The organism is Caulobacter sp. SLTY, from assembly GCF_009905535.1.
Taxonomy (GTDB): Bacteria; Pseudomonadota; Alphaproteobacteria; order Caulobacterales; family Caulobacteraceae; genus Caulobacter.
The window spans coordinates 57,943-78,433 of record NZ_JAAALA010000006.1 but is presented as its reverse complement, the minus strand read 5'-3'; the positions used below and the strand labels follow the sequence as shown (position 1 = coordinate 78,433).

18 protein-coding genes are annotated in these 20,491 nt (G+C 67.5%); 8 read left to right on the top strand and 10 right to left on the bottom strand.

Annotation, left to right across the window (positions count from 1 at the left end):
- Position 1 precedes the first annotated feature (1 nt).
- Together GVN21_RS04880 and GVN21_RS04875 are read right to left on the bottom strand one after the other, a co-directional pair.
- Positions 2-1,567 carry an aromatic amino acid ammonia-lyase gene (locus GVN21_RS04880; RefSeq protein WP_205689934.1) on the bottom strand — a complete coding sequence of 522 codons (1,566 nt, stop codon included), beginning with the start codon at positions 1,565-1,567 and terminating at the stop codon, positions 2-4.
- Between the two features lie 21 nt (positions 1,568-1,588).
- Complete coding sequence (locus GVN21_RS04875) at positions 1,589-2,461, bottom strand: lipid A biosynthesis acyltransferase (protein ID WP_166573598.1); 873 nt, start codon at positions 2,459-2,461, stop codon at positions 1,589-1,591.
- 242 nt (positions 2,462-2,703) lie between these two features.
- Between GVN21_RS04875 and GVN21_RS04870 the strand changes: the two genes are divergently transcribed.
- From GVN21_RS04870 to GVN21_RS04850, 5 genes are all read left to right on the top strand, one after another.
- The gene (locus GVN21_RS04870; RefSeq protein WP_166573597.1) at positions 2,704-3,165 is read left to right on the top strand and encodes an excinuclease; all 462 of its coding nucleotides are present in this window, start codon (positions 2,704-2,706) and stop codon (positions 3,163-3,165) included.
- Positions 3,166-3,244: 79 nt separating this feature from the next.
- The gene (locus tag GVN21_RS04865; RefSeq protein ID WP_166573596.1) at positions 3,245-3,706 is read left to right on the top strand and encodes a hypothetical protein; all 462 of its coding nucleotides are present in this window, start codon (positions 3,245-3,247) and stop codon (positions 3,704-3,706) included.
- A gap of 28 nt (positions 3,707-3,734) precedes the next feature.
- Complete coding sequence (locus GVN21_RS04860) at positions 3,735-4,184, top strand: hypothetical protein (RefSeq protein ID WP_166573595.1); 450 nt, start codon at positions 3,735-3,737, stop codon at positions 4,182-4,184.
- A 104-nt stretch (positions 4,185-4,288) separates the two neighbouring features.
- Positions 4,289-4,732 carry a hypothetical protein gene (locus GVN21_RS04855; protein WP_166573594.1) on the top strand — a complete coding sequence of 148 codons (444 nt, stop codon included), beginning with the start codon at positions 4,289-4,291 and terminating at the stop codon, positions 4,730-4,732.
- A 24-nt stretch (positions 4,733-4,756) separates the two neighbouring features.
- Positions 4,757-5,500 (top strand): glycosyltransferase family 2 protein, encoded by a 744-nt coding sequence (locus GVN21_RS04850; protein ID WP_166573593.1) that lies wholly within the window; start codon positions 4,757-4,759, stop codon positions 5,498-5,500.
- A gap of 16 nt (positions 5,501-5,516) precedes the next feature.
- Here GVN21_RS04850 and GVN21_RS04845 read toward each other — a convergent pair whose 3' ends face one another.
- Both GVN21_RS04845 and secA read right to left on the bottom strand, forming a co-directional pair.
- Positions 5,517-6,002, bottom strand: a complete 486-nt coding sequence (locus GVN21_RS04845; protein ID WP_166573592.1) for a 4'-phosphopantetheinyl transferase superfamily protein — start codon at positions 6,000-6,002, stop codon at positions 5,517-5,519.
- A gap of 7 nt (positions 6,003-6,009) precedes the next feature.
- Positions 6,010-8,778, bottom strand: a complete 2,769-nt coding sequence (secA, locus tag GVN21_RS04840; RefSeq protein ID WP_166573591.1) for a preprotein translocase subunit SecA — start codon at positions 8,776-8,778, stop codon at positions 6,010-6,012.
- A 236-nt stretch (positions 8,779-9,014) separates the two neighbouring features.
- Between secA and GVN21_RS04835 the strand changes: the two genes are divergently transcribed.
- The 3 genes from GVN21_RS04835 (at position 9,015) to GVN21_RS04825 (ending at position 10,419) form a co-directional block, all read left to right on the top strand.
- Entirely contained in the window at positions 9,015-9,410 is a 396-nt protein-coding gene (locus GVN21_RS04835) for a DUF4282 domain-containing protein (RefSeq protein ID WP_166573590.1), read from the top strand.
- 9 nt (positions 9,411-9,419) lie between these two features.
- Complete coding sequence (locus GVN21_RS04830; protein ID WP_166573589.1) at positions 9,420-9,860, top strand: hypothetical protein; 441 nt, start codon at positions 9,420-9,422, stop codon at positions 9,858-9,860.
- 73 nt (positions 9,861-9,933) lie between these two features.
- Positions 9,934-10,419 (top strand): hypothetical protein, encoded by a 486-nt coding sequence (locus tag GVN21_RS04825; RefSeq protein WP_166573588.1) that lies wholly within the window; start codon positions 9,934-9,936, stop codon positions 10,417-10,419.
- On the opposite strand, the gene GVN21_RS04820 is transcribed toward GVN21_RS04825, so the two are convergent.
- The 6 genes from GVN21_RS04820 to yidD all read right to left on the bottom strand — a co-directional run bounded on the left by GVN21_RS04820 (position 10,416) and on the right by yidD (position 20,482).
- On the bottom strand, positions 10,416-11,468 hold the full coding sequence (locus tag GVN21_RS04820) for an endo-1,4-beta-xylanase (RefSeq protein ID WP_166573587.1): 1,053 nt from the start codon (positions 11,466-11,468) through the stop codon (positions 10,416-10,418). The genes GVN21_RS04825 and GVN21_RS04820 overlap by 4 nt on opposite strands.
- A complete protein-coding gene (locus GVN21_RS04815; RefSeq protein WP_166573586.1) occupies positions 11,465-11,875 on the bottom strand; it encodes a flagellar export protein FliJ in 411 nt (136 codons plus the stop codon). The genes GVN21_RS04820 and GVN21_RS04815 overlap by 4 nt, the downstream gene beginning before the upstream one ends.
- A complete protein-coding gene (fliI, locus tag GVN21_RS04810) occupies positions 11,872-13,209 on the bottom strand; it encodes a flagellar protein export ATPase FliI (protein ID WP_166573585.1) in 1,338 nt (445 codons plus the stop codon). Before fliI ends, GVN21_RS04815 begins: the two co-directional genes overlap by 4 nt.
- An 88-nt stretch (positions 13,210-13,297) precedes the next feature.
- On the bottom strand, positions 13,298-18,187 hold the full coding sequence (locus GVN21_RS04805) for an ELWxxDGT repeat protein (protein ID WP_166573584.1): 4,890 nt from the start codon (positions 18,185-18,187) through the stop codon (positions 13,298-13,300).
- A gap of 130 nt (positions 18,188-18,317) precedes the next feature.
- Complete coding sequence (thrS, locus tag GVN21_RS04800) at positions 18,318-20,240, bottom strand: threonine--tRNA ligase (RefSeq protein WP_166573583.1); 1,923 nt, start codon at positions 20,238-20,240, stop codon at positions 18,318-18,320.
- Positions 20,237-20,482 carry a membrane protein insertion efficiency factor YidD gene (gene yidD / locus GVN21_RS04795; RefSeq protein WP_166573582.1) on the bottom strand — a complete coding sequence of 82 codons (246 nt, stop codon included), beginning with the start codon at positions 20,480-20,482 and terminating at the stop codon, positions 20,237-20,239. Before yidD ends, thrS begins: the two co-directional genes overlap by 4 nt.
- Positions 20,483-20,491 lie beyond the last annotated feature (9 nt).

Genomic DNA, 20,491 nt, shown 5'->3' with positions numbered 1-20,491 from the left:
GTCAGATGTCCGCCAGCGGACCCGTCCACTGGGCCGCCGCCAGGCCGGCGCAGAGGGTCCGCAGCGTCTTGTCCAGCGGGGCGTCCTCATCGATGAAGGGCACGATGTCGTCGGCGTGCTTGAGGAAGTCGCCGACCCGTTGACCCAGCTCAGCCTCCTTCAAACCGCCGTCGCGCAGGCGCAGGCGGACCGCCTGGGTGCAGGCGATGATGTGGGCGGCGGCGACCTGTTCGGTCAGCTCCAGCACCCGCAGGCAGTCGCGGGCGGCAATGGTGCCCATCGAGACCTTGTCCTGGTTGTGGCACTCGGTGGAGCGGCTGAAGACCGACGCCGGCATGGTCAGCTTCAGGGCCTCGGCGGTCCAGGCGGAGACGCCGATCTGCACGGCCTTGAGGCCATGGTTGATCGGGGCGCGATCGCCGGTGGCGCCGGAGAGGTTTGACGGCAGGCCGTTGTTGTAGCGGGTGTCGACCAGCAGGGCGAGCTGACGGTCCATCAGGTCGGCCAGGTTGGCGATCAGGTTTTTCAGGCTGTCCATCACGAAACAGATGTGACCGCCGTAGAAATGGCCCCCGTGCAGGGTGCGGCCGGTTTCGGGGTCGAACAGCGGGTTGTCGTTGGCGCTGTTGATCTCGGTTTCGATGACCTGCCGGAAGTGGCCGAGCATGTCCTCGAGCACGCCGACGACGTGCGGGGTGCAGCGGATCGAATAGCGGTCCTGCAGGCGGGTGGGGGTGTGCAGCCGGGCGAATTCCGCCAGGTCGGCGCGGATCCGGGCGCCGACCCGCATCTGGCCGGGGTGCGGCTTGGCGCTCATCAGCGCTTCGTCGAAGTGGGCCGGGTTGCCCAGCAGGGCCAGGCTGGCCATCGAGGTCAACCGGCAGACCAGCTTGGACATCTGTTCGGCGCGGTGGAAGGCCAGGGCGGCCAGGCCGGTCATCACCGCCGTGCCGTTCATGACCGCGAGCCCTTCCTTGGGCTTCAGCTTGATGGGGGCCAGGCCGGCCTTGGCGAAGGCCTCGGCGGAGGACATCACTTGGCCCTGGTAGAGGACGTCGCGCTCACCGGCGAGGGCGCCGGCGATGTAGCTGAGCGGGGTCAGGTCGCCGCTTGCGCCGACACTGCCTTCCGAGGGGATCAGCGGCAGGATGTCGAGCCGCAGCATGTCGGCCAGCAGCTTGACCAGGTCCAGGCTGACGCCCGACCAGCCGCGCATCAGGGTGACCAGGCGAACGGCCATCACAGCGCGGGTCTCGTGCGGGTCGAGGATGCGGCCCAGGCCACAGCCGTGGAAGCGGGTCAGATGCAGCGGCAGCTCGGTGACCAGCGGGTTGGGCACGCCGCGGGTGACGCTGTCGCCATAGCCGGTGGTGACGCCATAGATGACGCCCTCGCGGGCCAGGGTGTTGGCCACATGGTCGGCCGAGCGGGTGATGGCGGCCAGCGCGGCCTCGTCGGTGGTGAGACGCAGCGCCACCTGGCCGGTCGAGAGCGCCCAGACGTCCTCGATGGTCAGTTCGGAATCCCCGAACGTGATGCCCTGGCCGTAGCCCGAAAAATCGTTCACGCCGTCCATATCCCCCACACCCTACAGTCGCCAGAAATCATAAAAGTTGAACCATTGGAACGGGTTGGCGAGGGCCTGTTCCTCGAGCACGGCGGCAAAACGTGTCGCGGTGTCCTTCAGGGCTGCTTCGCGGTCCTTGCGCGGAAAATCAAGCCGTTCACTGAACTTGCGCAGCATCACCCGGTATCTGCCGTTCTGCCGTACGGAGAAGAGGGTGTAGACAGGGCATTTGAGCGCAGAGGCCAGGATGAACGGCCCCATGGGGAAGGGCGCCTCCTGGCCCAGGAAAGGCACCCAGACAGCTGGGCTCTTGCCATGGGGCGCGACGCGATCGGCCAGGATCACCGCCCATTCGCCGTTCTCCATCGAGGCTGCCAGGGTCATCGCGGCGCTCAGGCCCAGGTCGGAAACCTCGATGATCCGAACGCTCGACAGCGGGGCCATCTTGGCCATCAGCTCGGCGAACTTCACCGCATTGCCGCTGTGGGCCAGGATGTTGACGTTGCGCCGCTGGCCCAGGATGGCGATCGCCCGCATCACCTCCGGCACGCCCAGGTGCGCTGACAGCACCACCGCGCCACGCGGATCGGCGCGGGCCGCCTTGAACTCCTCGTCGTAGAGGCCGGTGGTCTTTTCCGGCGGGATATCGCCCAGCCAGGCGGAGAAGCGGTCCAGCGCTCCGCCGGCGAAGGTCATCATATGCTTGAAGCCGGTCCAGTGGTTGACCTCGCCGACGTCGGCGCCATGCGCCTTGGCCCGCCGCAGCCAATCCAGTGAGCCTTCCCGCTGACGCTTCCCGGTCAGGTAGAAATAGGCGACGAACGGGGCCATCACGGCCAGGCAGACGGTGCGCCCGAGCAGGCGATAGACGGTCGCCGCCAGCCAGAGGCCCACGAAAGCCCCCCTCTCAGCCGTCGACGCCCAGGTCGCCGCCATACGCTCGCACCGTTCCCTAATTCGCCCGCCTCGTCGCGGACGCCAGCCCCCAAGTCCGACCCCGGATCGTCGCGGTCGCACCGCGCGTCTCTAACCCGTTGAAAGCCGCCGCGTCCACGTTGAGTCCGGTCGGTCGGTGTGTATTCTGGCGTTGCTGTTGTTCGCGGGTCGCGGACCCGGTCAGGATCGGGAGTTTTGAGATGAAGAAGATTGCTGCCGTCGCGCTTCCACTGGCGCTGCTGTTCGCCGCTACGCCGGCGGCCATGACCCCTGGCGCCTGGGCCAAAGGTCGCAATGAACTGATCAACTTCCCGATCGCCGATGTGATGTCCAACCCGGAAATGCAGGCCAAGCTGCCGCAAGGTGTGAAGTTCTACTTCGGCACCCAGCGGGCGGGCGTCTCCAAGACCCTCGGTGAAACCAAGACCAGCAAGAAGACCAGCTCATTCAAGAAGTCCGACAAGACCGCATGCGAATGGGCCTTCCTGAGCGCCTTGATCGCCATCGGCGAAGACGCCAAGCAGCGCGGCGGCAACGCCGTGATCGGCATCAAGTCGAACTACGAGAACAACGAGACCTCCAGCAACGAGACCTTCGTCTGTGGCGCCGGCGGCATCATGGCGGGCGTCGCCCTGAAGGGAACCGTAGCGACCGTTCGCTAGGCGGGCCATACAGCGGTCTTAGAGAGCGGTGGGGGACCCGAGCCCGTGTCCCTCCGATGTGTCGCGTGAGGGGGAAACGATGAAGACGATAAAGGCCGCGGCTGCGGTCGCCCTGATCCTGGCGGCTACGGCCGGGGTGGCCACCAGCGCCGCCGCGCCGGGCCAGGGCGATGTTCTGACCTATGCTTTCAAGGCGGCGTTGGAGGACCCCAAGGTGGCCGCCAAGCTGACCCCCGACGTGAAGCTGTTCTTCGGCGACCAGCCGGCCAAGGTGGTCAAGGAGATCGGCCCGACCAAGACCAACACCCGGGGCGTTCGGCCGGCCCGCAAGACCCCGGTCGGCGAGCGCTGCGTCCGGGTTGCCGGCAATGCGCTGATCGCCCTGGCCAATGACGCCAAGGAAAGAGGCGGCAACGCCGTGATCGGCATCCGCTCCCACGCCGAAGGACGCCCCGCGGCCGCGCAAGGCAAGTTCGATTGCGTGCTGGGCCTGCAGATGGTGGTGGTCAACCTGACCGGCACGGTGGTCGTGGTCGAGTAGACCAGGGAAAAAATACGGGGGAAGCCGAATGAAGTTCGCGAAGATCACGGCGACCACGTTTGCCGCCCTGGCCCTGTCCATGCCGACCGCCGCGCCGGCCGCCAAGCCGCTGCCGACGGTCCAGACCTACGATCTGGCCGACGTCCTGAACGACCCCAGCCTGGCCAAGGAGTTGCCGGCCGGGGTGCGGTTCTATTTCGGCGACAAGCCGGCCAAGGTGGTGCGCACGATCGGCCCCGTGAAGGGCAGCAAGCGCACCGGTCTGGGCAAGGATCCCTCGGTCAGCTGCCGCAAGGCCATGGTCAATCTGATGGCCGCCTTAGCCCGCGACGTCCAGGACCAGGGCGGCAACGCTCTGGTCGCGGTCCGGTCGAACCTGTTCAACGCCCCGACCTCCAGCGACACCCAGTTCCGGTGCGCGCTGGGTGAAAAGAAGGTCAGTGTCGCCCTGACTGGTCAGATCGCAGTGGTAGAATAGAGGCCCCGGCGGTCGCGCGATTTGACCTGTTGGCGCCCGGTTTCCGAGTATAGATTGCGATGGCGACAGCGCCGTCGCTCAGTGAATCCTGGGGGAGTTTTTACGTGAAGAAGTCCGTTGCCGCCATCCTGCTGGCCGCCCTGCTGGCCGTTCCGACTGCCGCCTCGTCCGCCAAGGCGCCGCCGCCGGTTCAGATGATGGATATCTACAACGTCATGACCGACCCGGAGCTGACCAAGCTGCTGCCCGAGGGCGTGAAGTACTACTTCGGCAACCAGCCGGCCGCCGTGGTCAAGGTGATCGGGCCGTTGAAAGTGACCCGCCGCACCACCAAGGGCAAGGGCGAGGTCGTGGCCTGCCGCTGGGCGATGACCAGCGCGCTGATCGGCCTAGGGACCAACGCCAAGGTGCAGGGCGGCAACGCCGTGGTCGGCATCCAGTCCAACCTGGAGAACATCCCGAGCTCCAGCGACACCCAGTTCAAGTGCGCCCTCGGCGGAATGATGGTCAACGTCGCGCTGATCGGCAACGCCGCGGTCGTCGAGTAGCGCCCCGTTCGGTAAAGCACCGCCATGAGCTTCCGTCCGTGCGCGGTGATTCCCGCCTACAATCACTATCTGCGTCTGGGTCCGGTGATCGAGGGTCTGCGGGCGCTGGAGCTGCCGGTGTTCGTCATCGATGACGGGAACGTCGAGCCGGCCCAGTCCGGCCTGGCGGCCTTCCACGCGCCGGAGCGCGGCGTGGAGGTCGTCCGCAAGCCGGTCAACGAGGGCAAGGGCGCCGCGGTGATCGACGGCTTGCGGCTGGCGGCGGGGCGCGGCTTCACCCACGCCCTGCAGATCGACGCCGATGGCCAGCATGAACCGGCCCAGGCGGCCCGGTTCCTGGAGCTGGCGCGGGCCAACCCGACCGCTGTGGTGACGGGCGCGGCGGTCTATGACGAGACGGTGCCCAAGGCCCGCAAGTTCGGCCGCTACATCACCCACTTCTGGGTCTGGGTGGAGACAGCCTCGCTCGACATCGCCGACAGCATGTGCGGGTTCCGGCTGTATCCGCTGGGGTCAACGGTGAAGATGCTCAGCCAGGAGCGGATCGGGCCGCGCATGCAGTTCGACACCGAGATCCTGGTCCAGCTGCACTGGCGGCGCGTGCCGGTGATAAACGTGCTGGTGAAGGTGATCTATCCGCCGGACAACACCTCGAACTTCGCCATGCTGGAAGACAATGTGCGGATCAGCCTGATGCATCTGGGGCTCATCGTGCAGGCGCCGGTGCGGCTGGTGATGAAGCTGTTTCGGACGCGGCCGAAGCCGTGAAATTCCTCCCCCGTCGCTACGCGCCGGAGGAGGAATTGACGCTCCAGACGAGGCTGAGGGCGAACCCCGGCTCTGACAGGTCCTGCAACAGCCACGCCTCACCGATCTGAACCGGTTCTGCCGACACATTTTCCCCCGCTATCAGGATCAAATCCGGTGTCGGGTCAACGCCAAACGCCTTGAACCAGGCCTCGCCGAACGTCCAGCCGCGGAAGAACTGCTCAGGCGTCGGCTCAGCCGCCTCGCCCAGATAGTGCGCGGCGATGTCGGCCATCCGCCGGCGGGGATCGATCCACTCGATATCGATGCCCAGCCGTGTCACCGGCGGTCGCGCCACCGCAGCGGCGATCAGGCCACGGCCGTGGCTGCGGGAGAACAGTGGCGCGGCCGGGTCGAGTTCGGCCTGCAGTGCTCGGCAGGCGGCGCTTTCAACCGCCTTGGGCGGCCTCTGCCCCGGTTCAAATCCCGGCAAACAGCGGACGGCGTAGCGTACGCCGTCCATCACCGGATCAGACCAGCGAGCCGTGACAGTGCTTGAACTTGCGGCCGGAACCGCAGGGGCAGGACGCATTGCGGCTGGTGCGTTCCCAGCCGTCCGGCAGGGCCGAGATCGGCAGAGCGGCGCGCTGCTGGGCGTCCAGGTCGGCGCCGGCGCCGGCCAGGCTGAGCGCCCGCTCGTTCTCGCCGGTGTGCGGATCCATGTGGATTTCGGTCAGGCCGGCCAGGGGTTCGGGCTCCGGATCGGCGTACTGGAACTCCACCGTCATCAGCCAGCGGGTGGTGTTGACCCGCAGGTTGCTGAGCAGGGTCTCGAACAGGGTGAAGGCCTCGGTCTTGTACTCGTTCAGCGGATCGCGCTGGCCGTAGCCGCGCAGGCCGATGACGTTGCGCAGGTGGTCGAGGTGCATCAGGTGCTCGCGCCACTGAAGATCGATCATCTGCAGCAGGAAGTTCTTCTCGACCGACCGCATCTGTTCGGCCGACAGGATGCCCTCCCGCTCGGCGGCCCGGGCGTCGGCGGCGGCGTTGAGCCGCTCCTCGATCTCCTCGTTGGCGATGCCTTCCTCGGCCGCCCACTCGGCGATCGGCAGCTCCAGGCCGAGGATGGCCTGTACCCGCTCGGTCAGGCCGGCGACGTCCCACTGCTCGGCATAGGCCTTTGGCGGCAGGTGGCGGTTGACCATCTCCTCGATGGTGTCCTTGCGCATCTCGGTGATGAACTCGGACAGGTCGGTGGCTTCCATGAACTCCTGGCGCTGCTCGAACACGGCCTTGCGCTGGTCGTTGACCACGTCATCATACTTCAGGAGGTTCTTGCGGATCTCGTAGTTGCGCTGCTCGACGCGCTTCTGGGCGGTCGCGATGGCGCTGTTGAGCCACTTGTGGGTGATGGCTTCGCCTTCCTGGACCCCGAAGGAGCGCATGATGGCGTCCAGCCGGTCGCCGGCGAAGATGCGCAGCAGGTCGTCCTCGCAGCAGAGGAAGAACTTCGACTTGCCGGGGTCACCCTGACGGCCCGTCCGGCCGCGCAGCTGGTTGTCGATCCGGCGGCTTTCGTGCCGCTCGGTGCCCAGGACATAGAGGCCGCCCTCGCGCAGGGCGTGGGCCTTGGCCTCGGCGATCTGCGCCTCGAACGCGGCCTTTTCCTCATGCTCGACCGCCGGATCGGGCTCGATGCCCAGGCCCAGCTGCTCCTGGCGCCACTTGGCCATGTGCATTTCGACGTTGCCGCCGAGCTGGATGTCGGTGCCGCGGCCGGCCATGTTGGTGGCGATGGTCACCGCGCCGGGCACGCCGGCGTCGGCCACGATCAGCGCTTCCTGCTCGTGATAGCGGGCGTTCAGCACGTTGTGCGGGATGCCCTTGACGGTCTTGCCGTCCATTTCGAAGTTGTGGGCCTGCAGCAGTTCGCTGAGCTGCTCGGACTTCTCGATCGACACCGTGCCGACCAGGATCGGCTGGCCACGGCGGTAGCAGTCCTCGATCTGCTTGATGATGGCCGCGTTCTTCTCGGCGGCGGTCCGATAGACCTCATCGTCCTCGTCGATCCGCGCGATCGGCCGGTGGGTGGGGACCTCCAGCACGTCCATCTTGTAGATGTCGCCGAATTCCTGAGCCTCGGTGGCCGCGGTGCCGGTCATGCCGGACAGCTTCTTGTAGAGGCGGAAGTAGTTCTGGATGGTCACCGAGGCCAGGGTCTGGTTCTCGGGCTGGATGTCGGCGCCTTCCTTGGCCTCAATGGCCTGGTGCAGGCCCTCGGACAGCCGGCGGCCGCTCATCATCCGGCCGGTGAACTCGTCGATCAGGATCACCTCGCCGGCCTTGACGATGTAGTCCTTGTCCCGGGTGTAGATGACGTTGGCGCGCAGGGCCTGGTTGACGTGGTGCACGATGGAAACGTTGGCCGCGTCGTAGAGGCCGGTGGTGTCCTCGCCCAGGCGACCCTCGGCGATCAGCCGCTCCTCGATGATCTCCTGGCCCTTCTCGGTCAGCAGAACCTGGCGCTGCTTTTCATCGTAGTCGTAGGTTTCCTTATCCTTGATCAGGTCTTTCACCAGCACGTCGACGATCTGGTAAAACTCGCTGCGGTCCTCGGTCGGGCCGGAAATGATCAGCGGCGTGCGGGCCTCGTCGATCAGGATCGAGTCGACCTCGTCGACGATCACGAAGTTATGGCCGCGCTGGACCATCTCGTTCACGTCGTAGACCAGGTTGTCGCGCAGGTAGTCGAAGCCGAATTCGTTGTTGGTGCCGTAGGTGATGTCGCTGCGGTAGGCCTGCTGGCGCTGGTTCTGCGACAGGCCGTTGACGATGACCCCGACGGTCAGGCCCAGGAATTGATAGACCCGGCCCATCCACTCGGCGTCGCGGCTGGCCAGGTAGTCGTTCACCGTGATGACGTGGACGCCCTTGCCGGCCAGGGCGTTGAGATAGGTCGGCAGGGTGGCGACCAGGGTCTTGCCTTCGCCGGTCCGCATCTCGGCGATGCCGCCTTTGTGCAGGATCATGCCGCCGACCATCTGCACGTCATAGTGCCGCTGGCCCAACACCCGCTTGGAGGCCTCGCGGACCACCGCGAAGGCTTCGTTGAGAAGCTGGTCCAGGGTCTCACCCTTTTCCAGCCGGGCCTTGAACTCCTCGGTCTTGGCGCGGAGCTGATCGTCGCTGAGCGCCGCCATCTGCGGTTCGAGGGCGTTGATCTTGGCGACCTGGGCGGTGAAGCCCTTGACCTGACGGTCGTTGGCGGAACCGAAGAGCTTCTTTGCAAAGCCGAGCATGTAGGGATGACGTCCGTATAAGTGACTGGCGGGGGCGAAAGGGCCCTCAAGAACACGCCAGAAAAACCGCATTTCGAGCGCGCCGGAGACTTAAGCAGCGACCCCCCCGAAGTCAACGCGACCACCGGTCCTTCCCCTTGGCCGCGCGGCGCCATTGCGGGCCGGCGCTCGCGCTGATAGCCATGCGGCCAACGGGGCGGCCGCGTAGGGTTGGGGCGCCAGCCAAGAGGTTTGGGATGTCCAGGAAGCCTGTTCGCAAGTCCGGTGAGTTTGGCGACGTGTTGCGGGACGTGCTGACTTTCGAGCGGCTGCTGACCGGGCCGGTGATCCATCTGATCTACTGGGCGGGCCTGGGGGTGATCATCCTGGGCGCCTTCGGCTCGATCGGCGCGGCCATTGGGGTGGCGCTGAAGGAGCAGGAAATCCTCGGCAAGATCCTGGCGATTCCCCTGGCCGTGGCCGGGGTGCTGGTCTGTTTCGCCCTGGTGCTGCTGTGGCGGTCGTTCTGCGAATTCTATGTGGCGGTGTTCCGCATCGCCGATGACCTGAAGGGCCTGCGCGCCGCCGCCGAGCAGACGGTCGGCACGGTCGAGCCGGTGAACAACCCGCCCCGGCGCCCGTTCGCCGGCTAGCCGCGCTTCGTGCCGACCCTCGAGACGACCCACTTCCTGCTGACCCTGGCCGACGACTGGCAGCCAGTCGAGAGCGACGATCCCGACCGCTTCATCTTCGAGTCGGATCGGCGCGACACCAGCCTGACGCTGTCGCTGATGCGGATGGAGGCGACCTTCGAAGACCTGCCGGAGATCGCCGACAGCTTCGTCCAGTCCCGGATCGACGCCCACTATACCAACGCCCAGGAGCACGGCTGGCTGTTCGAGATGGCCGAGCCGCAGGTCTTCGACCGGGAGTTCGGACAGGTGGTCGTCTACCACGGCCGGCTGATGGCCGGCGGCCAGTTCGGCTTCACCGGCCTGGTGCTGCCGACCGGGGTGATCAGCATCTTCGTGGAGTCTGACACCGCTTCGGAGCAGGCGTTGAGCGAGACGCTCAGCGAGATCGCCGGCGGGATGGAAATCTAGGCCTCGGATCCGCGCGGGCGTATTGCGGTAGTCTGCAACCTCACGGATAGTCGCTTCCTTTCGGGAGCTTTCCATGGCCATCGCTGGATTGATTGCTGGCCTCGTGGCGTTGGCGGCGGCGGTTGATGCGCCGAACAACTGCGGCGTTGATGGGGCTCGCTACGTGATGCGGGGCGCCCCGCAGTTCACGGCGGTATTCCGGCAGGTGGAAGGCGCGCCTTCGGCGCACGACCTCATCCTCGACGTTTGGTCAGGCGACACCGGCCGCACCTACAGCTTCACGATCAACCGCGGGAATGGCTACGGCGAGGCGACCTTGAGCCCGATCGGTGGAACCATGCCGAGACAGGTGGAACTCTACACGGTCGACGAAGAGGGCATCTTCGTCGACTACTTTGGCGCCGTAGAAGGCCCCGCACCGAGGCAACTGCTGGCCCCAAAGCTCGGCCCCGCGCTCTGGTACGACGCGGATTCGCTGTCCGGCGAACAGACGGCGGGGCGCGTCCGGGAACAGATGCCGCGCGCCTTCTTCGACCGCGTGGCCTGCGGGCCGGCCTAGCCCCTGAGCGCCGCCTCCAGCGCCCGGAACGTTCCCTTGGCTCGTCCCTGCCCGTCGAACAGCAGCGGGGCGTCGGAGGCGTCTTCCCGCACCAGCCAGCTGTCGGGATCGCGGACGCCCCAGATGGTGAAGGCGAACTGCTGCTCCGGTCGCAGGGCGGCGAAGGCGGTGATGGCCTCCGCGTAGAGGCGGGCCTGGGCGGCTTCCTTCTCCTGGCGGCTGACGAACCGGCCGCCGGCGCGGACCAGGGAGACGTCGATCTCCGAGACGTGGACCTTCAGCCCGAAGCGGGCGAGGGCGTTGATCGTGCGGGTCAGGGACCCGGCGGGCAGGTCGGCGTTGCAATGGGTCTGGCAGCCGATGCCGGTCAGCGGGGCGCCGGCGCGCAGCAGCCGCTCGATCAGCCGCTGGTACTGGTCGAGCTTGGCCGGGTTGGATTCCAGATTGTAGTCGTTAATGAACAGCGGGATGTCCGGGTCCGCCGCCTGGGCGACCTGGAAGGCGCGGACCATGTGGTCGATCTCGCCGAGGCGCCGACTCCAGAGATGCTCGCGCAGGCCCGAGCCGTCATCGCGGATCGGCTCGTTGACCACGTCCCAGCCGCTGGCCTGGCCGCGATAGCGACCCACGGCGGCGGTGATGTAGCGATCATAGGCCTGGCCGAAGCTGGCGCGGGTCTCGTCCAGCCGCTGGAAAGCCGGCGGCTCCTGGGCGTACCAGACCAGGGCGTGGCCGAAGAGGCGCTGGCCCCGCGCCCGGGCGAAGGCGGCGATGGCGTCCGGGCGGTCGAAGCGGAAACTGCCGTCCTCGAGGACGGTATACTCCATCTTCATCTCCCACTCGGGCGTGAGCTGGGAGAAGTGCTCGGTGACCAGGGCGGCGAATGCCGGGTCGGTCAGCTGGCCGGCCTGGACGGCCGTGCCGATGGGGAAGGGCGCGAGAGACTTCAGCGGCGGGACAGGGCCGCCCGTCGGCTGGCTGTTGGCTTTCTGGGAGCAGGCGGCGAGGGCCAGGCCGGAGCCGAGGACCGCGCGGCGGGAAAGGCTCACCGCGCCGCCACCCGGCGCAGGCCAAGCTCGTCCAAGGCCGCCGTTTCACGCCTGGCGGTCTCCCGCAGCGCTGCGTTGGCCGCGCCCTCGGCGACCAGTTCGTACTTCTTCAGCGCCTCGAAGGCCTCGCTCAGCGCATCGCGGGCGCCTTCTTCCTCGGCGGCCAGGCTGTCGAGGGTGTCCTGGATAGCCTTGCGGCGGACCTTCACCCCCTCGCGGAAGCCGACTAGGTACCAGCCGGCCTCGGCGTCCGCGCGGGCGTTGGCCAGTTCCATCTCGGATTCGGCTTCCAGCACGGCCATCTTCAGCTCGGACTGGGTGCGGGCGTCGACGATCTGGGCGAGGCGCTTCTGGAGGTTCTCGACCTCGAAGGTGGAAATCCGGATCAGGGAGCCGACGGCCTTCATGCGAACTCACCCTGCAGGATCTGGTCGAGGTGGGCGAAGCTGTCCTCCAGCGAGGTCGCCTCATGGGCGTCCTGGCTCAGGAAGCCTTCGATGGCCGGGTTCAAGGCGATGGCCCGATCGACCACCGGATCGGCCCCGGCGCGGTAGGCGCCGATGCGGATCAGCTCCTCCATGTTGGCCCAGGCCGCCATCACCTGGCGCGCGCCCTTGACCACGTCGCGCTCGTCCATGTTCTGGCAGGCGGGCATGGTGCGGCTGATCGATTTGAGGACGTTGATCGCCGGGAAGCGGCCGCGCTCTGCGATGGCTCGCTCCATGACGATGTGGCCGTCGAGAATCCCGCGCACGGCGTCGGCGATCGGCTCGTTGTGGTCGTCCCCGTCGACCAGCACGGTGAACAGGCCGGTGATCGGCCCCGCCGTGGTGCCGTCCGGGCGGATAGGGCCAGGACCGGCGCGTTCCAGAAGCTTGGGCAGCTCAGTGAAGACGGTCGGGGTATAGCCCTTGGTGGTCGGAGGCTCGCCGGCGGCCAGGCCGATCTCGCGCTGGGCCATGGCGAAGCGGGTGACGCTGTCCATCAGGCAGAGGACCTCCAGGTCCTTGTCGCGCAGGGCCTCCGCGACCGCCAATGTCATGTAGGCGGCCTGGCGGCGCTTGAGGGCGGGCTCGTCGGACGTGGCCACGATGACCACGGCGCGCTTGAGGCCCTCTTCGCCGAGGGTCTCCTCGATGAACTCGCGCACTTCCCGGCCCCGTTCGCCGATCAGCCCGACCACGACCGCGTCGCAGTCGGCCTGGCGCGCCAGCATCGACAGCAGCACCGACTTGCCGACGCCGGAGCCGGCGAAGATGCCCAGCCGCTGGCCCCGGCAGGTGGTGGTGAAGACGTTCATCGCCCGCACCCCCAGGTCCAGCCGCTCGCCGACCCGGCCGCGGGCGTGGGCGGCGGGGGGGCTGGCGCGCAGGGGATAGCTGGCCTCGCCCTGGGGCAGGGGGCCCTTGCCGTCGATCGGATTGCCGAAGGCGTCGATGATGCGGCCAAGCCAGGCCTTGCTGGGGCGCACGCTGGCGCCGTCCGGCTGGATGCGGATCTCGGCGCCGGGAGCCACGCCCTCGACCGGGCCAAACGGCATCAGCAAGGCGCGGGCGTCACGAAAACCCACCACCTCGGCGGCCAGCGGCTCGGCCGCCCGCCGGACGATCTCGGCCCGGGCCCCGACGGCCAGGTGGGAAAGGCCGCCCCGGGCCTCGATCAACAGGCCGTTCACCGCCGCAACCCGACCATAGACGGTCAGCGGCTCGATACGCTCGACGGCGGCGATGAGACTGCGCAAAGGGGAAATCCAGCCCGGAATACAGGCTGCCGATTCTGGGCCGACCGCCTTAACCGGTGGTGAAGACTCCCGCGACCGACTGCCGCCTCTAGAGCAGCCACCCAGCCGTATCGCCGCGCACGTCTCCGTTGATCCGCAGCAGGTAGTCGGCCCTGCTGTCGCCGTCGATGTCGAGCGACAGGGTGGTCGTCCCGGCGGCGAACTGCAGGGTCATCCGTCCAGCCTGACCGTCGAAGACGCCGACCAGGGTGAAGGCGTTGTCCGCTCCGCCCGCGATGGCGTCGATCGCGGACAGGTCGATGCGGTCGACGCCGGCGACGAAGTCGGTAATGACGTCCGTCTCGAGGGCGCGACCCGCCGGGGCGGCACTGGAATAGACTGACGCCTGCAGCACCACGAAGCTGTCGGCCCCGCCGCCGCCGGTCAGGATATCGGCGCCGGTATCGCCCAGGATGGTGTCGTCGCCCAAGCCGCCGTTGATGTTGTCATTGCCGCCGCCGCCCGACAGCAGGTTGGCCCCGCCGTTGCCGGTGATCTGGTTGGCCACGGCGTTGCCGGTCCCGGCGATATCGCCGGTCCCCTCGAGGACCAGGCGTTCGAAATGGTCGGCCAGGGTCCAGCCGACCGAGGCGCGGACGGTGTCGGCCGTTCCCTCGCCGGCGGCCTCGACCAGGCTGTCTTCGTTGCTGTCGACATAGAAGGTGTCGTCCCCGAGCCCGCCGCTGAGCGTGTCGGTCCCGGCGCCGCCGCGCAGCACATCGTTGTCGGCCCCGCCGAACAGCTGATCATTGCCGTCGCCGCCCTGGATCTGGTCGGCCCCGGCCTCGCCATAGAGAACGTCCTCGCCGGTCCCGCCATCCAGGTTATCGACACCCGCCCCCCCGTAGAGGGTGTCGCTGTCGGCGCCGCCCTGGAGGATGTCGTTGGCCTCCCCGCCGTACAGCTCGTCGTTTCCATCGCCGCCCAGCAGCTGGTCGGCCCCGTCGTCTCCACCCAGTTCGTCCAGTCCGCCATTGCCGCGGATGAGGTCGTTGCCGCCGCCGCCGCTGAGGGTGTTGGCGCCGGCGTTGCCGTCGAGCTGGTTGGCCAGGGCGTTGCCCGTGCCGTTGAGGTCGGCCGTGCCGGTCAGCTGCAGGTTCTCGATGAAGGGTGACAGGGTGAAGTCGATGGCCGCCCGCACCCGGTCGGACCCGCCCCCGTCCAGCTCGATGACGGTATCGCCCGCGTCATCGACCACATAGGTGTCGCCGCCGGCCCCACCGCTCATCTCGTCCGCCCCGGCGCCGCCATCGAGCAGGTCGCCGCCAGAGCCGCCGACCAGGTCGTCGAGGCCATCGCCGCCGTAGAGCTGGTCAGCCAGATCGCCGCCGTCGAGGATGTCGTCTCCGCCCATGCCGTAGAGGATGTCTTCGCCGGCCAGGCCGTTGATGGTCTCGGCGGCGCCGCCGCCGGTCAGGCTGTCGTCACCGGGCGTGCCGACCGGGGTGGGAAGACCAGGCAGAAGGATCGCGCCTGTGGGAGAGGCGCTGTTCGGGGTGCTGGTCTCGGTGATCCGATGGGTCCCGGCCAGGGTGCCGTCGCTGGTCCACACCTCCTGCCCAACGCCGTCCGCCGAGGCGATGAACATCAGCCGGCCGTCGGCGACGATCAGGGACGTGATGCCGGACCCGCTGGTTCCGGCCGTCAGCTCAAAGGCGACGCTGGTGCCGGCGACCGTGCCGTCGGTCTTCCAGATTTCGCTTCCCGTGGTCGAGGCGGAGGCGGCGAAATAGATCAGGCCGTTGAAGACGACGAAGGATGTCGAGCTCGACCAGCCGCCGCCGACGTTGAGGTCGATCACCTGGGTTCCCGCGGTCGTCCCGTCGGTGACCCACAGCTCCTGCCCCTCGGCCGTGCTGCGGGCGGAAAACACCGCCCGGTCGCCCAGCACGGTCAGGCCGGAGACGAAACCGCTGTCCGAGCCCGTGCCGATTTCCTTGAGGACGGTGGTGCCCGCCGCAGTCCCGTCACTGACCCAGACTTCCGTGCCGGAGGTCGTGCTGGTGGCCAGGAACAGCGCCTTGTTGTTCAATGCGGCCCAGGAATGGACGTTGCTGGGATTGGCGCCGCTGTAGATGTCCTTGAGCAGCAGCGTTCCGGCCGCCGTGCCGTCGGTCACCCAGGGCTCTGCGCCCGCGGCCGACGTGGAGCCGATGAAGAACAGCTTATTGCCGACCAGCTTGTATTCGTAGTCGCGAAGACCGGAGAACCCATTGCCGGCGCCGCTGACGATGTCGCTGAGCCGCAACGTGCCGGCCGAGGTCCCATCGGTGACGTAGAGCTCGCGGCCATTGGCGGCGGTCGTCGCCGAGAAGATGGCCTTGCCGTTCGGCAGTCCGATGTAGGCCCCGGTCGCGGAGTCGAATCCCTCGGGAGAGGAGCTGGCCGAACCCGAGGCGATATCGCGCACCAGCATGGTGCCAGCCGCCGTTCCGTCGGACATCCACAGATCGGAGCCGGAGGTCGAGCTGGACGAGGCCGAGAAGAAGATCCGGTCGCCGACCACGGCCAGATCGCGGGGCGAGCCGCTGGAGGCGCCGGACCAGATGTCCTTGACCAGCGTCGTGCCGGCCGTCGTCCCGTCCGTGACCCACAACTCCCCGCCAGTCCCGGCGGCGATGCCGGCGAAGTAGGCCTTGCCGCCCATGACCACCAGGCTGCTGTCGCTGATCATGGCCTGGTGAACGGTGCCGGCGACCGTGCCGTCGGTCGTCCACAGCTGCATGGCGCCGTTGTAGTTGTCCCAGGTGGTGAAGATGATGTGGTCACCCAGGGCGACCACGCGTTCGATGTAGACGACAGCCTCGGCCTGGCTGGGAATCAGCTCACCCAGGCTGAAGGTGCCCGCGCTTGTGCCGTCTGAAATCCAGGGGCGATAGTCGCCAGCCGAATAGCCCGAAAAGAACACCTTGTCGCCGATCGCGGTCAGGCCGCCATTGATCACGCCATCGCCGATTCCCGGGGCGATATCGGCGACGATATGGGTGCCGGCCGGCGTCCCATCGGTGACCCAGACCTCGCGGCCCTGCAGGTCATTCTCCGCCAGGAAGAACAGCTTGCCGCCGGCCGCGACCGGTTCGCCGAAGGAGCCCGGGCTGAGCGGCCCCGGTTCGATCTCCGCAAGCAGGACGGCGGGCGAACCGGAGCCGTCCGTGAACCAGAGCTCGAGGCCGGTGGCCGGGGTCGAGGACTTGAAGACATAGCCGCCCGCCACCTCGCCGAACGCCTGCAGCGTGACGGCCGCGCCGAGGGTTTCGGTGGCGTTGATGTCCCGTACCATGGCCGAGCCCGCCACGGTTCCGTCGGTGGACCAGCGCTCGGATCCGCCATCAAGGGTGGTGACGGTGAAGTAGAGCCGGCCATCGTCGATCAGGAAGTTAGTATAGGCGCCGTCGCTGATGCCCGTCTGGGCGTCTAGCAGCAGATGGGTGCCTGCGGCCGTGCCGTCCGTGGCCCACAGCTCCAGGCCGTAGCGATCGCTGTCGATGGTCATGACGATCCGGTCGCCAACGAAGAATTTGTTGGTCACGGAGCCGCCGTTGCCGGCGGAGGCGTCGGAGAGCAGTTCTGTTCCGGCCTCGGTCCCATCGGTGGACCACAGCTCGCCGCCGTTGACGCCGTCATTGGCGGTAAAGACCAGTCGGTCCCCGATCACCCCGACGATGAACGGCGACGATCCGGTCGCGCCGGCGGCGATGTCCTTCACCAGGGCGGCGGAGCCGGTGGTGGTGTCCAGCACCCACAGCTCTCGACCTTCGGCCGTGGTTTGGGCGCTGAAAAAGACTAGATCCCCCATCCCGACATAGCCGGAAGGGAAGGCGTCGGCAGTCCCGGTCGCGATGTCGGCGAGCCGCTGGGTTCCCGCCGTCGTGCCGTCGGTGACCCACAACTCGAAGCCGGCGGCGCCGTCCGTGGCTGTGAAGCAGAGGCGATCGCCGACGACCGTGAACTGCTGGGCCTGCGAGCCGGTGGCGCCGGGAAAGACGTCCTTCAACCGCATCGTGCCGGCCGCCGTCCCGTCGGTGATCCAGGGCTCGCTGGCTGATAGGCCCGGCTCCTGGAAGACGTAGACGACCTTGCCCGCGAAGGCGGTGAACTGCTGGTAGTAGGCGGCCGCCGATCCCGCCGCCGCGTCCAGGGCCTGGGTCCCCGCGACCGTGCCATCGGTCGACCACAGGCGCGAATTGCCGCTGCCGTTGTTGGCCAGGAACAGGAGGCGCCCGCCGACCTCTTCCCTGACGCTGATGCTGCTGCTGGCTGAGCCGGCGTTGATGTCGGTGAGCCGGGTCAGGGTGACGCCGTCGGTGACCCACAGCTCCTGGCCATAGGTCGGCTCGCTGGCGACGATATAGAGCTTGTCTCCGGCCAGTCGGTAGCTGCTGTGGCTGGACGAGGCCGAGCCCGACCGCATGTCCAGAAGCTGGAACGTCCCCGCGGTCGTGCCGTCGGACACCCAGTACTCGACGCCGGTGGCGCTGGTGGCGGCCCGAAAGATCAGCTTGTCACCCAGGACCTGCAGGTTGGCGATGCTTGCGGAACCCGAGCCGGGATTGATGTCGGCGACCCTGAAGGTGCCATCCATCGTGCCGTCGGTCACATAGAGCTCGACGCCGCTGGTCCCGTCGCTGGCGGTGAAGAACAGCTTGTCGCCGACCAGGGTGAGGTTGGCGACGCTGGAGCTGGAGGCGCCCGGAAGGATGTCGCGCAGCTGCAAGGTCCCGAGGGCGGTGCCGTCGGTGACCCACAGTTCCGATCCGCCTGCCGCCGAGGTGGCGGTGAAGACGATGCGGCCGCCGACCAGGATGAAATTCGCCGGCGAGCTGCTGGCCGCGCCGGGATTGATGTCGGCCAGCAGGACCGTGCCGGCTTCCGTTCCGTCGGTGATCCACAGCTCGATGCCGTTGACCCCGTCGTTGGCGGCGAAAATCTGACGCGACATGCACTGTCCCCCACGCACCGCCCCACGCGGCGAGGGAACCGTGAACAAGGGGGCAGGGGGCGCCTATCCCCATTTGAGGTATGTCGTGGTCGCGACCCGCGCCGCCGAGGAGGCGACGCGGGTCTTTCGATCAACGCCTCAGGTCAGGCGGGGTGGCTTCCGCCGTCAGCAGGGCGATGGCTTCTTCTACCGTAACGATGGTCTGGTCCTGCGAGCCCAGCCGGCGGATGGCGACCTTGCCTTCCTCGGCCTCCTTGCGGCCGACCACGGCGATCACCGGCACCTTGGCCAGGCTGTGCTCGCGGATCTTGTAGCCGACCTTCTCGTTGCGAAGATCGGTCTCGACCCGCAGGCCGGCGGCCTTGAACTTCGCCGCCGTGGCCTGGGCGAAGTCGTCGGCGTCCGAGGTGATGGTGGCGACCACGGCTTGGACCGGGGACAGCCACAGGGGGAAGGCCCCGCCGTAGTTCTCGATCAGGATGCCGAGGAACCGCTCGAAGGTGCCGAGGATGGCGCGGTGGAGCATCACCGGGCGATGCTTCTGGCCGTCCTCGCCGACGTATTCGGCGTCCAGCCGCTCGGGCAACACGAAGTCGAGCTGCAGGGTGCCGCACTGCCAGGTGCGGCCGATGGCGTCCTTCAGGTGGAACTCGAGCTTGGGGCCGTAGAAGGCGCCTTCGCCCGGCAGCATCTCGACCGTCATGCCGGCGGCGATCGCGGCCCGCTCCAGCTTCTGCTCGGCGATGTCCCAGACCTCGTCCGTGCCGGCGCGCAGTTCCGGCCGCAGGGCCAGTTTCACGCTGTGCAGCTCCACGCCCAGGTCCTCGTAGACCTGGTAGAGCAGTTTGACGAAGGTCGTCGTCTCGCTCTCGATCTGGTCGTCGCGGCAGAAGATGTGGCCGTCGTCCTGGGTGAAGGCCCGCACCCGCATGATGCCGTGCAGGCCGCCCGACGGCTCGAACCGGTGGCAGCTGCCGAACTCGCCCATGCGCAACGGCAGCTCGCGATAGGACTTCTGGCCGACGTTGAAGATTTGCACGTGACCGGGGCAGTTCATCGGCTTGACGGCCAGGCTCTCGCCCTCGTCCGTTTCGCAGGTGAACATGGCGTGGCCGAACTTCTCCCAGTGGCCGGACTTCTCCCACAGCGAGCGGTCCAGCACCTGGGGCGTCTTGACCTCGACATAGCCGCCGGCCTCGGTCATGCGGCGCATGTAGTTTTCCAGCACCCGATAGAGCGTCCAGCCCTTGGGATGCCAGAACACCATGCCCTTGCCCTCTTCCTGGATGTGGAACAGGTCCATGGCCTTGCCGACCTTGCGATGGTCGCGCTTCTCGGCTTCCTCGACGCGCTTGAGGTGCGCCGCAAGGTCCTCGTCGCTGGCCCAGGCCGTGGCGTAGATGCGCTGAAGCTGGGCGTTGTTCTGGTCGCCGCGCCAGTAGGCGCCGGCCAGCTTGGTCAGCTTGAAAGCCTTGCCGACATGCTTGGTCGAGGGCAGGTGAGGGCCCCGGCAGAGGTCCTTCCAGTTCCCTTGGCGATAGACGGTGATCTCGTCCGTGCCCGGCAGGTCACGGATGATCTGGGCCTTGTACTTCTCGCCGATGCTTTCGAAGTGGGCGATGGCCTCGTCGCGGTCCCAGACCTCGCGCGTGATCTTCTCGTCGCGGTCGACGATCTCGCGCATGCGCTTTTCGATGGCTTCGAAGTCGTCCGTCGAGAAGGGCTCGTCGCGGGCGAAGTCGTAGTAGAATCCGTCCTCGACGTTCGGGCCGATGGTCACCTGAGCGTCGGGGAACAGCTCCTGTACCGCCTCGGCCAGCACGTGGGCGGCGTCGTGGCGGATGGTGTCCAGGGCGTCGGGGTCATTGCGGTCGACGAACTCCACCGCGCCGCCGTGGGGCAGGGGGCGATCGAAGTCGATCAGCTTGCCGTCCAGGCGGACCAGGAGGGTGCGCTTCTCGAGCGACTTGGAGATGGCGGCGGCCACATCGCGGCCGCTGCTGCCTTCGGGATACTGACGGACGCTGCCGTCGGGAAATTTCAGGTCGATCATGACACTTCGCATTTTCTTTTCGGCGGAGGGACGGGGTCGTAGCCCGAACCTCCCCAGGGATGGCATCTGCAGACCCGGCGGACGGTCAGGTAACCGCCTCTGATCGGGCCGTGCTGGATCAGCGCGTCGCGGCCGTAGTCCGAACAGGTCGGAAGAAAGCGGCATTGGCGCCCGATCCACGGGGACAGCGTCAGCTTGTAGGCGCGGTGCGCCAGCCGGACGCTGCGTTCATAGAGGGTCATGCCGACGCT